This is a genomic window from Paenibacillus qinlingensis, assembly GCF_031455095.1.
Classification (GTDB): Bacteria; Bacillota; Bacilli; order Paenibacillales; family NBRC-103111; genus Paenibacillus_E; species Paenibacillus_E qinlingensis_A.
In genome coordinates this window covers 1,029,845-1,042,913 of sequence record NZ_JAVDSB010000001.1, presented here as the reverse complement: position 1 = coordinate 1,042,913, position 13,069 = coordinate 1,029,845, and the positions used below count along the sequence as shown (strand labels likewise).

The following is a 13,069-nucleotide window of genomic DNA, read 5'->3' as shown; positions in this document are numbered from 1 at the left end:
AAGCAATAGGATGTATTCCATCGTAACTTTTTCATTTGTACGATTAATTAGTAATGAATTTACTTGGGAACTGAAAATTACTTATTTACATAGTTTGGACGAATGTACAAGCGATTAAATCCTGCCAAGAGGTAGTTAGAGTATGACTTATTGTTGTCCTCTTCTCCTTCAGAGGGCTGTCCCGTTTCTGCAGTGAATCCAATAACTCCTGCAGAAATCCCATCTGTTATTCGACGCTTAATTAATGCATTCTGAGCTCCACGGCCCCGATATTCCACCAATGTCGCGTCAATCCCAAACCAAGCCCAGTTGTTATCTATGTACATAGCTCCGCAAGCTACAGGAACACTGTTATCGTATGCCACGTAAATCTTCCATTTAGGTCTTCCAACCAAGGCAGAAAACCATGGAATAACTGACACAGGCAATCCGAACCCTGCCTGCACAACATGACCAAAGTCTGCAGCACATTGTGGTGTCACTATCTTCACTTCAAGTGAAGATTGATTGGGATGACTTACCGCAGGCGTTGCATTGCGATAAAATTTTGCCAAACCGTTTCCAGTACGTTTAAGGCCTTTTGCTTGAACTTGCTTTTCAATGGTATCAGGATGTGTTGTCGATGCAATTTGCAAAGCATATGAAGGGGCCGCATATTCATTCATCCAGGCAATTGCTAGTTCCACTTCTGCTTTGCTTGCAGGTTTTCCAATTCCTAAACCGAGGACTCGATTAAAAGTAAAAATAGGAGTCGTTGGATCTGCAAGGGCAACACTCGTTCCAAAACGCTTGCAAGTAACACTTGAATTTAGGGCATTATTATCAGTTGCAGTGGTGAATAAGTCAAACCATGCCTCTTGTTCAATCTTTTCAATCTCGATATGGGCGTGAGTAACTAAGTTAGTTTTCATTCTACTTTCTCTCCTATTGCCTATTTATACAACCAGTATTCTTCAGCTATACTCTAGCACTACGTAGCCGTGGATTGTACTACCGTTATGTTTGATAGGCAATAACAAAAAGTTATGAAGGATGAGTTGCTTTATAAGAAGATTGGTGTTACGTAATTAAATAAAACCTAACAACAGCTTACTTACGGATTCCTCACGAGTAATGACAGAGATGCGACGCTTCATACTAAAGTCAGAAATGGGTATGGCCTTCATCGTTTCATTGATCTGGTTAACGAAGATTGCAGGCAAAATAGCTATTCCCAAGTTGGCTTGTATAAAGCCGAGAATGCCTTGGCCTAGTTCGAGTTCTAATGCAATATGCAGTTTTTGCCCTCTAATTGCAAATTCCTTCTCAACCAAAAACCGGACGTCACACCCTTCAGGTAACATAACAAAGGTTTCATCCTTTATCTCATCGAAGAATACATTCTCCTTATTTCCGAATAAAGGATGATTGACGTTAACGAACAGTAAGAAGTCCTCCATGAAAACTGGTGTAGTGTGAAAGGGATGTTTCATTCCTCGGTCATCCATAAAAATAGCATCGAGCGTTCCGTTTTCCATATTTGTCAGCAATTCAAAAAAAGTATAATACACTCTAATTTTAATCTCCAAATTCATTCCTGCCTGTAATTTACCAGCAATTAGAGTTGGTACGTATATCGTCGAGACGCTTGGCCAAGATCCAATCGTCAGGTCTGCCTTCCCTCCATCTACACTTAGCGCAATCTCTCTTCTCATTGTATTGACTTCACCAATAATTTTTCTGCTTCTTTCTAGTAAAATTTGCCCAGATGGCGTCAGCGTCACGCCGCTGGACGAACGCAACAAAAGTTGCGCTCCTATATCATCCTCTAGATTGCGAATTTGCTTGCTTAACGCAGGTTGACTAATATGCAAGGATTCACTGGCTTTCGTTAAGCTCTTCAATTCCGCTGTTAACTGAAAGGATTCCAACCATTCTATCCTCATATCCATCCCTCATACCTTCTGGTTATTCCCAACAACATACGAGTAGTTCAAACCGTGTTTCATAAACACAAAACAGACGGCTATTCTCCATAGCAGTCTGCTTTGTGTTTGTTGATCTATTCCTTCGGCTTAATTTGTCCAGTTAAATTCATGATATTCATGAGTTGGACGTTTTTAATATCAACTCGGGCACGGCTCAGTCTACTGTGTTGGATTTCTAACATAGGAATTACTTCGAAAATATTTGGATAGTCAATTCCTTTTTAAATCCAACAGCCGGATACACACTCTTTGCCATCGGAGTAGCAATAATAACTGCTTGTTTCACTCCCTGATTCTGTATCTCACGCAACACCTGAGCAATAGCCGTTCTTGCATATCCTTTCCTACGGTAAGCTTCTGGTGTTGCGACATTATAGATGCCCACTCCCCCGCCATCCTTGAACACAGTAATTGCAGTTACAGGTTCACCTTCCATGTACCCTACGTAATGTTGAAATGCCTTGTCATGACTAGGTGCATCTACAAAAATCCGACAAAAGATATCCTGCACGTTTTCAGGTATACCAAATCCTGCTAGAACTACTTTCCTGTATGTTTCAAGTTCTACCTCTGTTCGTACTGCCTGAAGTTCAAATCCACAAATGTGCTGATCGGAAGACCAATTTTCTAATGATAATGCAAATCCTGTCATCTCATTCTCTTCATTTGCTTGAAACTTGTTAGCGAGTAAAGCTTTTTCAACCAGTTCATCAGCTTCATGTGAGTAAAATAACCAAAATAACCGCTGTCCTTTTTCCGTATACGAATCTTCAATTTCTTTGACTTCGTCAACAGGATCCTTTGATTCCGAACGTTTATAGGATAATACACTATTAATTAGACCAAACGAAATATTGGATTCGCAACGCTGAATACGATCATTCTCAACGAATGAAAACATGCCACTCAACTTACTCAGTTTTTCATACGCATGAACGTAATTATCTACGATTCTTTCTTTAATGTGATTACTCAAAAGACATTCTCCTTTATATTTGTTCAAATCACTGTACACAAAAAAATAAAGCTTGATTTCTCAAGCTTTTTTGAATGCTTATGCCTAACAAAAGTTACATACTTAGATCTACATAGAATGGCGGTTTTGCACCAAGTATACGAGCATAGACAAATAGTTGTCCTTTGTGATGCGCTTCATGCGCGACTAGACGATTAAACATTTCCTCGATCTGCTCTGTAATATCAACACCGTTAATATTAATTGTGGATATATCCTGAAGCTTTGAGTCGGTGTAATCAATCAGCTTTTGCTCCGTTATGGGTGTCAAACGTTTCACAAGTTCACGAGCTTCAGCAATGGTCGAAGGAACTGCCGGTATATTCATGTCACGCTTCTCGATCTGAGCAAAAAAGAACTCAGGCGTCCAAGCGAGATGGTGTACTAGTTCCAGCGTTGTCATACCGCCGTCCCAAGGACTCCAGTTACCGCTCGTTTCTGGCAATTGATCTACCAATTGAATCACGCTGTTATGATGCATTTTCCAAGCTTTCAAGATTTTTTGAGCTGTCGTAAGTTGAGTTATCATTTATGAGTCCTCCTACATGTCCGAATAATTTTAGATTCCATTGGTATACTTATTACTGAGCAAATAAATCCGTATATATGATTGGTCTCAACAATGCTTAATACACATTATATAAACGAAATTAGTTAAAATATTTATTATTCGTTCTACTCCTAACACACAAGATAGCGCCTAGTTGTAACTACCATTAAAATATGTTTTGACATTGAATTCCCCCTTAGTTTTGGCGTTTGCTTTGGCGTAAACATACTGTAACACTAAGCAGCTATCGCTTGTACTTCAACTATGTTGGGGGAGGAATAACAAAAAGTTATGATGAAGTGATTAATTTGGCACAAAAAAAAAAACCCATAAAGGGCTTATATAATCTACTCAGCCATCACGATGGATTCGTCAAAACCTTGGCAAAATAAGCGCGATTATGAAGAATGGCAGGATGTGTAGGGTGATAGGAATAAGCGATATCATTATGCTGTTTCGCTTTATTCACATCTCCGAGCCTATCATAGCACAAACATAATTGGATGTGCGGCAACCATGTCCATGCGCTATGATCTGTTAAAGCTATGCTATCTTTTCCAGGAGTTTGATAGGCTTTCTCATACCAGTAAACGGCTTGTTCATAGCTTCTTTCGTTAATAAAAATCGCGCCGATCCGGCAACAAGTCACTGCCCTTGGCTGGTCTAATTCAAACGCACGTAATAAAGACATCATCTGGGCATCTCGATCATTCAAATGAGCGTAGCAATCCGCCAAATTCAGTGTGGCATTTATTTTATCTTCTACCCAGCCATTGGTTGCAAGAAACTCTAGATAGTACGTAGTCGCTTCCTCATACTGGGCATGATCTCGCAGCTCATTCGCGAAATAAAATAAATCACGCTCACCGAATTTTTCCCCTTGCTCCAACCGTTTGCGGTAAATACGTAAATTCCTATCGGTATATTCTTTATCTTTCTTGTGCGTAATCGCTACATCACTATCAAGAAAACTGCCAGAAGCTGCTAAGTACTCATGGACAGGGCCAATCCACTGAAAATGACGATCACGTCGAACCAATCGGTTACGACGAAGTGAGGTCGAGACATTGCCATTCGCATCAAAGCCAAGATTGTATGGCATCGTTACACGATCGACTAGCGGATTCATTGTACGGATCAGGTCCAAAAAGAGCCTGCGATCTCGCTCCAAGACAACATCATCCGCATCCAACCATAGGATGTAGTCTTTGGTCGCTTTGGAGAAGGCGAAATTCCGTGCTGCCGCAAAATGATCAATCCACTGGAAATCATAGATCTTATCCGTAAATGTTGCCGCCAATTCTTTCGTTCGATCTGTTGAACCCGTATCCACGATGATAATCTCATCTGGAATGCCAGCCACAGATTTCAAACACGCAGGCAGCGCGTTCTCTTCGTTTTTCACAATCATGCATAAGCTAATCGTAAATTTACGATTACCTGCTTTACTTGTTTTATTCGTTCGCTTATACACGTCAATTCCCCCTACACCAGATTGTCGAAAAACACCCTCATGTCGCGCTATCCTTGTTGAGCACTTTCGCAAAATAGGCACGATTATGAAGCATACTTGGATGCGTCGGATGTATGTGATAAGCTTTCTCGTTATGCTCATTTGCCTTTACCTTGTCACCTAATCGATCATAACAGAGACATAATTGAAGATGAGGCAGCCATGTCCATGCCGCATGATCCACTTTCCCCATCAAACCTTGCGGATTCCCAAGGGTTGCTGCCGTTTCGTACCAGTAGACAGCTAATGGGATCGCATTGTTATTGAAAAAGTAAGCGCCTACCCGGCAACACATTTCTGCACGTGGCTTATCGTAACTTAGTGCTCGGAAATAGGCCCGAATTTGCTGATCCTTCTCTTTTAGCACGCCATAACTATCTCCCAATTTCAGACAGGTGGAATAGACATCCTCAATCCATCCCTTCTTCGTATCCAAGAACCGTTCATAGTAGGCAATCGCTTCTTTATGAAGCCCATGATCTCGTAATTCATTGGCAAAATAATAGAGATCACGTGGAGAGAAGTCCTCATTAGCAGCTTCCCGTTTGCGATAGATCCGCAAGTTGCGATCGGTATGTTCTTTATCTTTTTTATGCGTTACTGCAACATCAGCTGCGAAAATTTGACCACCAACAATCAGAACTTCATGCACAGGCCCTTCCCACTGAAAGCCTCGATCTCGGCGAACTAAGCGATTGCGTCTCAAACTTGATGTCACTTGCCCCGCTTCATTAAAGCTCAAATGATAATTCATGGTCACACTATCAATCTTCGGATCAAGATCAGCTTTTAATTGCAATAATTTCAAGCGATCCCCTTCTTCAAATTCATCATCCGCATCCAGCCACATGATATAGGTTTGCGTAGCTTTCGAAAATGAGAAATTACGTGCAGCTCCGAAATCATCGATCCATGTAAAATCGTAGATTTTGGCCCCAAACGAAGCCGCAATCTCTTTCGTCCGATCCGTCGACCCCGTATCTACGATGACGATTTCGTCTGCAACCTCTCGTACCGAGTGTAGGCATCGCCCTAGCGATTGTTCTTCATTTTTAACAATCATACAGAGACTAATCGAAATCACCTTATGGCCTCCTTCTTTTCACTGGATTTCCTTGTGCATGGTGTGTGGCGTCGCCCTTTCATCCTTATTCATTTTTATGTCCTACGGGTTGAAAACGTTCTGTAAAGACAGCACATGCCTAGCGGAAATCTACACACCAAAAAACCTCTCACCCCACTTTTTAAGTGGAATAAGAGGTTTAACGTTTTTTTTGCGCACAATCACTGCCTAAGAAGGATGAATGTGTTAGATTAACTTACCATTCCAATAATAACTATCTTCTCGGTATACCTTGAAAGCAATTTCTACCTCGGGTATGCCAAGAGACATCACATGCTTCGTCAGAACCTCGGCATAGGCATCACGAATTTCTTGCCCGCGCTCAAACCAGCCTACTTCGATAAAGGGATAGGTATCACACACCTCACCTTGAAAGATGGAGACAGTTGGCAGACATTCCAACATGAAGTTGTCAATGCCACAGGAACAGACCTCTGCTAAATCCGCAATAAGTGCCGTGCTTATGGACTGGATGTGCGAAACGCTGATTCCTCTAATTATCATATGAGGCATATGTGCAAGCTCCTTTATTAGCTCAAGCGGTTAAGCTCTCATTAATTCCTTTATGGTCTGCAGGGAGACCCCTGTTTGATGATATACTTCAATAAGTGTTGCGCGAGGATTTGTTCGCACAAATTCCTTCACTTTATTCGAATCCACTAGAACTAGCTGCAAACAACTTGTACATCTAGTTTCCCACTTCGAGATGAAGACGCGTCCACATTTGAGACAATTACAAAGAGACATGCTTACACTCCCCTAGAACCAATGAATGACTTTCTCTTCAAGCTCATTCGTAACAGCTGCTCCGTTTCTGGGGGTACTTCAGCAATTAATTATAAATTTGAACAAGATCCCCCACTTTGAGCTCACCAGGACGCTCTACATAGGCAACAATCCCTCTAGCTTGTTGTGCCTTTTGAATAAAAAGCTTCGTAAGCAAGGAGTCTTGATAATGCTCGGCAATGATACGTCCTGGACCCGAACATGGCTCATTCTCACCTTCACATACAAGTCCTCCACCACTAGGGAGCATCATCCGGATTCCCATTGGCAGCTTGGTTAGCTCGGGGACACCGCTAATGACGATATTCGCACCCAGCCATGCTGGTTGAATCTCTTTCACGCCAATCCGTTCAGCAATTCCCTGCAGCTCCTCTACAGAAACGATACTAAGCTGACGGCGATTCATGATCTCTTGCCCCCGCTTGTACATGGGTTGACGAACATTCGCTTTCGCCAAAATGCCAAAATGACGATCACCTTCGATTCCACCAAATTGGAGCTCTACGCGTTCAAGTTCTCTCGTTACGAATGTCGCAGGATCGTCAGCGATAAGAATCGCTTCAATTCGTGCTTGAAGAGGCATCCCCTTCACACTTCCTTTCATTTCTTCATTGATAACCTACTTTGATGCTGTGTTTTGCTAAGGCCAATAAACGCCATCCTGCCAACCGAGCACAAAGGCTTCCCATCTTCTTTCCACTGGAAAATCAATCAGGTTGCCAAAGTGTCTCCCTATCGTGACATGCTGGGTTTGATGAGCTTTAAGCGCAGCGGCCTTCACTGTCCACATCGTCTCGGTATCAATTAGAATGGAAGGTTGATGTCCTTGGGTTCGCATGAGTGGCGAAAATCCGTAATATAATCTCTTTACACTCGGACATTCACCACTGTGTACGGCTGCCGTAGTCGCCTTAGAGATAGCCACGTGGTCACGATGACCATTACCGCCATCTTCCGCAAACGTATAGACATTCTCCACTTCATGACGCTGAATAAATGTAATAATCTGTCCCACTAATGTTTGAAAATCTACTTCATCCAGCTGACCGTCAGGCCAGCCTAGGTGCTCAACCTCGGAAATCCCTAGGATTTCCGCTGCTACTAACATTTCTTGCTCACGTAATTCGGCTAATTCCTGCCGATTCTTCGCGCGTTCTAACCCTTGTCTCCCTGCATCGCCACGTGTGGCAAGAAGTAAGACAACTTCTTCTCCTTCATCAGCAAGACGGCGAATCAGGCATCCGCTTAAGAATGTTTCATCATCGGGATGGGCATAAATAAACCCGTTTCGGGACCCCACTGCTCGTCCACCTCTTTTCTCAATTAGTTATGCTAAAACAGCTTCGATATCTGAACTAATATCTGCTGGTTCTGTACGTGCACCGTATTGTTTAACCACTTGACCACTCGGATCTACTAAGAATTTCACGAAATTCCATTCAATTTCGCCCGTCCGGTAAGGCTCAGGCGTATGGCTAAGCAAATAGGTATACAACGGATGAGCGTGCTCACCTTTTACATCGATCTTATCGAACAATGGGAAGGTAACTTTGTAGTTTAACTCGCAGAAAGCTTGAATTTCTTCATTCGTGCCAGGCTCTTGCCCAGCGAATTGGTTACACGGAAACCCAAGTACAACGAGTCCTTTATCCTGATATTGCTCATAAAGTGCTTGAAGACCCTTGTAGTGCGGGGTAAGTCCGCAAGCACTCGCGGTATTCACAATAAGGAGCGCCTTTCCTTTATATGTTGAAAGTGTTTGTGTTTCCCCTGTAATCGTTTGGACCTCGATATCATAAATCGACATGAATCTCTTCGCCTCCATCAATTAATTTGCGTACTTCCTGAGTATACCACTCCTTTCCACAGAAGCCCAAATGGTAAGCTCAAGATTTTCCCAGAATCGCTTTCTATCTCCAGTCAGGTGTGTTATAGTGTTTACCTGTTTATGATATATCTATAGACAACATCTGATCTTAGGAGGTAACTGATCTTGGACACAAAGACTCAAAGTGCCTATCAAGAAGAACTGCAAAGGCTCGAACAGACGAATAAGGAAATCGATAAGCAACTGGAACGCCTTCGCGCTACTCCGGTTTATTATGGTCCCGATTTAACTGAACAAGCACTTGAAGTTTTGCGTGAGAATGGCAGGCACAATTTATCCAAAGCCATTGATGAACCTTATTTCGGCCGCCTGGACTTCGAAGAAACGGGCACAGGTTCACCCCTTCCGCTTTACATCGGCAAAGCCGGCGTTGAAGACGAGCGAACAGGTCGACTTCTGGTCATTGATTGGCGCGCTCCAGTAGCCAGCCTATTCTATTCCTTCACAGGCGGCTTGGACGCTGCTTCGTATGATTCACCTGACGGACTTATCAACGGCTTAGTCTATTTGAAGCGAAATCTCGTTGTGCGCAAGCAAATTCTCCAGCGTGTTGTCGATACTTACGACCGCAATGAAGACTCCCTCTCTGTCGGTGATGAGTTCTTACTCTACCGATTGGGCGAAAATAAAGATAACAAACTGCGCGATATCGTTTCTACGATTCAAGCAGAACAAGATCGCATTATTCGTGCCGCTAAGAACACCGCACTTATTATTCAAGGTGTCGCAGGAAGTGGTAAAACGACCGTTGCCTTGCACCGACTCGCCTTCCTACTCTATCAATACCGTGAACAGGTACGGGCTGAACGCATGATTATTTTTGCGCCCAACTCCATGTTCTTGGACTATATTTCAGGTGTCTTACCTGAACTCGGTGTCGGCAACATTCAGCAGAGTACTTTCACCGACTGGGCGCTCGAAGTGCTCGACCATGAAGTACAAATCGCAGACCAAGAGCTGACGCTACAGCGTTGGTTTGCCCTGGGAAGTAAAAGGCCTCCGGTCGACGACCAAGCGCCAGGCCGCTTCAAAGGTGCCGTCGCATTCAAAGACTATTTGGATGATTGTCTCAGTCGCCTTGAAACAACCTATGTACCTACCGCGGACTTCTCGCCATGGGATGGCGTAAAGCTGCCTATCGCAACGATTCGCGAGTGGTTTTTCGTTGAAAACAAGCATTACCCGCTGATCAAACGTCGTGAGCGCGTCGTTGCGCGGATCAAGCGATGGATGGAAATCCAGCTTGAGAAGGTTTGGGAGCAAAGTTTGAAAAAAGAGCTGAAAAAGAAATCCGCACAGAAGCTACGTACCTATCTGACCGCTTGGCCTGAATATACAGCATTCACGTTCTACAAAATGTTGTTCACGGACAAAGGGCGACCAGACAGCTTGCCAGCAAATATGCTCGGTGATATACCAGAGTCAATCGTGACATCATCAGCAAAACTTTTCAAAAAGAAAGAAGTTCAGCTTGAGGATCTAGCTCCTCTCCTCTACATCCATACACGACTCCATGGTATTACGTCGGACCGATTATTCGATCATGTTGTCATTGATGAAGCACAGGACTTCTCACCTTTCCAAGTCGCCGTGTTGGATTCGTACACACGCAATAGCTCTTTCACGATTCTTGGTGATTTATCACAAGGTATACATGCTTATCAAGGCATTCAAGACTGGAAAGAATTTTCCAGTTTGTTCAAAGAAGAAGAGACAGGATACTTCGAACTGGAACGAAGTTATCGTTCCACAATGGAAATCATCCAGTTTGCGAATTCTGTCCTTCAACGCGGCGTAAGCAACCCGCTGTTGGCTGTTCCCGTCTTCCGCAGCGGAAATAAAGTTCGCGTGCTGCACACGTCTCTGAAAGATCGACTGCCGCTCTTGCAGCAAGCGATTCAACTATTACAAACGGGCACATCCAGCACGATTGCGGTCGTTGCGCGAACAGAGAAACAGGCACAAGAGTTGCACGACGCTTTGACCCTTGCTGGGATAGCAACCAATCTCATCACCTCCAAGCAACGTGTCTATCGAGGTGGCATTTCCGTGTTGCCCGTTTATCTGACAAAGGGACTAGAATTTGACGTCGTTCTCCTGATGGACGTGACCGCGGAGCACTATGAAGCGACGCTTATGGATGCCAAGCTGCTTTATGTCGGCTGCACACGTGCGCTTCATGAGCTATGGCTGCTCGTGACCGGAGAAATGTCGCCATTAGTCACAACGGATCAAACGGACATCACGACAACAGAGTTGCCGTTGTAAATAAACGACTCGTGTTCAACGTTCAACCAGCCGAACTCCAAGAATAACAAAAGACACCTACGCCTCCGATCATGTCGATCGAGCAATAGGTGTCTTTTTTCTTCTTAATAGGCGACCAATACCCCGCCTTCACCAGCATAAGTACCAATTACAGTGCCCATATTGGCGAACAGTACATGGCGAAACGGATGCTTCTCCAAGAGCTGAGCCATGAACTCTCGAGCTCTAGTTTCACAGTTACTGTGGGCGATAGCAATAACATCCTTCTCATAATCATGCTCTTTATCACCAAGGAACGAAATTAATCGCTTCAAGGCATTCTGTGAGCCACGAATTTTCTCAACAACCTCAATCGCGCCTTCTTCACTAGCTTTCATAAGCAACTTAATATTCAAGACGGAAGCTACCGCGCCGCGCACTCTGTCAAGTCTTCCGCCTTTAATAACATTCTCTAACGTATCTAAGAAGAAAAATGTCCCCGAACTCGCAACGGCTTGCTGCATCGCAGCAACTACCGTTCCGTAGGCATGTCCACTCTCCACCATCTTAGCTGCTTGATACACAAGTACACCAAGTCCCAACGAAGTAGTCTTCGAATCAATGACTTCGATGCGGCCGGTAAAACCTTCTTCCTGCAGCATCTCTTTCGCCATAACCGCGTGATGATACGTAGAGCTTAAAGCCGATGATAGACATATGACAAGAATATCTTGATCCGACCCACCCTTCTGATACTCACTTAGGAAATGTCCAGGTGAGGGGCTTGAGGTCTTAGGCAACGCGCTCTCCCGCTTCATCCTTGCATAGAAATCAGCAAGATCCATCTCTGTCGGCATACATTCCTCGCCAAATTGCACAGATAAGGGAACGATCCCTACTCCTATTTCGTTAACAGTCGTTCTAGGGAGGTCGCAGCTGCTGTCGGTGATAATCTTGATTGTCGTCATGGGGTCCACTCATTTCTTATTTTTTGGCTTATCTACTAGTACGCCATAAATAGTGATAGGTTTCGCCATTATACAACCCTATTTCTACAAATTTAGACATAATTCGCTAAAACCCGTAAATTGTCATACCACCATCCACAAAAAGTGTCTGTCCTGTGACATAATTAGCTGCATCAGAGGCCAAGAATACCGCAGGTCCGACTAGCTCCTCTAATTCACCAACACGGCGCAGCGGTGTGCGAGCGATAATTTGTGCTAAATAATCCGGCTGATTCAAAATTTTCTCTGTCAGTGGCGTTTTGAAATACCAAGGCCCGATCCCATTCACCAAGATGCCATATTGGCCCCACTCCAGTGCAAGCACTTTGGTCATCTGGATCATCGCCGCTTTGGTTGCAGCGTATACGACACCTGTACGCAATGCCACCTGACCCGCAACTGACGCAATATTGATGATTCGCCCGTATTCGCGTTGCTGCATATGACGACCTACAATCTGTGAGCACAGAAATGCCGATTTTAAGTTCGTCTGCATGATCGTATCCCATTCTTCGTCCGTTACTGCCAAAGCTTGACTCCGGATGTTCATGCCAGCATTATTAATCAGAATATCAATACGATCCGTCTGAGCAATAATAGCGGCAACAGCCTCTTCAATTTGCTCCCGATTCGTAACGTCTACGGTGTATGGATAAGCTTGTCTGCCTAATGCGCGAATTTCTTCAGCTACGTGGTCTACATCCGCAGCCGTTCTTGCAAAAATAGCGACATCCGCCCCAGCCTCTGCTAAACCAATCGCCAGCGCTCTTCCAATACCTCTGCCGGCTCCGGTCACTAGGGCGACTTTATTATTCAGTTGAAATGAAGGTAAATACATCGATTCATCGTCCAATCTATATAAGATTCTATGTATGGAGGCGCATTCCCTATCACCATGCCATATGGCACTTATTCGTGCTGGCTGGCCGCGCCTGTCATTTCATTTCCATTTTCGGGTATGTGTGATCGTTTC

General features: G+C 44.0%; 13 protein-coding genes and 1 pseudogene. 2 read left to right on the top strand and 12 right to left on the bottom strand.

The window, feature by feature from the left end; all coding sequences use genetic code 11:
• Nucleotides 1-77 precede the first annotated feature (77 nt).
• The 10 genes from J2736_RS04675 to J2736_RS04630 form a co-directional block, all read right to left on the bottom strand.
• Nucleotides 78-911 (bottom strand): hypothetical protein, encoded by an 834-nt coding sequence (locus J2736_RS04675; RefSeq protein ID WP_310224005.1) that lies wholly within the window; start codon nucleotides 909-911, stop codon nucleotides 78-80.
• 156 nt (nucleotides 912-1,067) lie between these two features.
• Nucleotides 1,068-1,925 carry a LysR family transcriptional regulator gene (locus tag J2736_RS04670; protein ID WP_310224003.1) on the bottom strand — a complete coding sequence of 286 codons (858 nt, stop codon included), beginning with the start codon at nucleotides 1,923-1,925 and terminating at the stop codon, nucleotides 1,068-1,070.
• Between the two features lie 229 nt (nucleotides 1,926-2,154).
• The gene (locus tag J2736_RS04665; RefSeq protein WP_310224002.1) at nucleotides 2,155-2,943 is read right to left on the bottom strand and encodes a GNAT family N-acetyltransferase; all 789 of its coding nucleotides are present in this window, start codon (nucleotides 2,941-2,943) and stop codon (nucleotides 2,155-2,157) included.
• Between the two features lie 94 nt (nucleotides 2,944-3,037).
• Complete coding sequence (locus J2736_RS04660; RefSeq protein ID WP_310223999.1) at nucleotides 3,038-3,511, bottom strand: DinB family protein; 474 nt, start codon at nucleotides 3,509-3,511, stop codon at nucleotides 3,038-3,040.
• A 379-nt stretch (nucleotides 3,512-3,890) separates the two neighbouring features.
• Nucleotides 3,891-4,943 (bottom strand): glycosyltransferase, encoded by a 1,053-nt coding sequence (locus J2736_RS04655; RefSeq protein WP_310225200.1) that lies wholly within the window; start codon nucleotides 4,941-4,943, stop codon nucleotides 3,891-3,893.
• Between the two features lie 100 nt (nucleotides 4,944-5,043).
• Nucleotides 5,044-6,129: a tetratricopeptide repeat-containing glycosyltransferase family 2 protein gene (locus J2736_RS04650; protein ID WP_310223997.1), complete on the bottom strand. Its 1,086-nt coding sequence runs from the start codon at nucleotides 6,127-6,129 to the stop codon at nucleotides 5,044-5,046.
• 225 nt (nucleotides 6,130-6,354) lie between these two features.
• On the bottom strand, nucleotides 6,355-6,681 hold the full coding sequence (locus tag J2736_RS04645) for a DUF1904 family protein (protein WP_310223995.1): 327 nt from the start codon (nucleotides 6,679-6,681) through the stop codon (nucleotides 6,355-6,357).
• 319 nt (nucleotides 6,682-7,000) lie between these two features.
• Nucleotides 7,001-7,537: an MOSC domain-containing protein gene (locus J2736_RS04640; RefSeq protein WP_310223993.1), complete on the bottom strand. Its 537-nt coding sequence runs from the start codon at nucleotides 7,535-7,537 to the stop codon at nucleotides 7,001-7,003.
• A gap of 57 nt (nucleotides 7,538-7,594) precedes the next feature.
• Nucleotides 7,595-8,254, bottom strand: coding sequence for a PIG-L deacetylase family protein (locus J2736_RS04635; RefSeq protein ID WP_310223991.1), 660 nt, complete (start codon nucleotides 8,252-8,254; stop codon nucleotides 7,595-7,597).
• A gap of 27 nt (nucleotides 8,255-8,281) precedes the next feature.
• The gene (locus tag J2736_RS04630) at nucleotides 8,282-8,761 is read right to left on the bottom strand and encodes a glutathione peroxidase (protein ID WP_310225198.1); all 480 of its coding nucleotides are present in this window, start codon (nucleotides 8,759-8,761) and stop codon (nucleotides 8,282-8,284) included.
• A 186-nt stretch (nucleotides 8,762-8,947) separates the two neighbouring features.
• Here J2736_RS04630 and J2736_RS04625 point away from each other — a divergent pair, with 186 nt between their 5' ends.
• Complete coding sequence (locus tag J2736_RS04625; protein WP_310223989.1) at nucleotides 8,948-11,110, top strand: HelD family protein; 2,163 nt, start codon at nucleotides 8,948-8,950, stop codon at nucleotides 11,108-11,110.
• A 104-nt stretch (nucleotides 11,111-11,214) separates the two neighbouring features.
• Here the strand turns inward: J2736_RS04625 and J2736_RS04620 are convergent, their stop codons facing one another.
• Together J2736_RS04620 and J2736_RS04615 are read right to left on the bottom strand one after the other, a co-directional pair.
• Nucleotides 11,215-12,057, bottom strand: a complete 843-nt coding sequence (locus J2736_RS04620; protein WP_310223987.1) for a DegV family protein — start codon at nucleotides 12,055-12,057, stop codon at nucleotides 11,215-11,217.
• A gap of 106 nt (nucleotides 12,058-12,163) precedes the next feature.
• Complete coding sequence (locus J2736_RS04615) at nucleotides 12,164-12,934, bottom strand: SDR family NAD(P)-dependent oxidoreductase (RefSeq protein ID WP_310223985.1); 771 nt, start codon at nucleotides 12,932-12,934, stop codon at nucleotides 12,164-12,166.
• A 26-nt stretch (nucleotides 12,935-12,960) separates the two neighbouring features.
• Here J2736_RS04615 and J2736_RS04610 point away from each other — a divergent pair.
• Nucleotides 12,961-13,062 (top strand): annotated as a pseudogene (locus J2736_RS04610) (PAQR family membrane homeostasis protein TrhA); the annotation flags it as partial.
• Nucleotides 13,063-13,069: the final 7 nt, after the last annotated feature.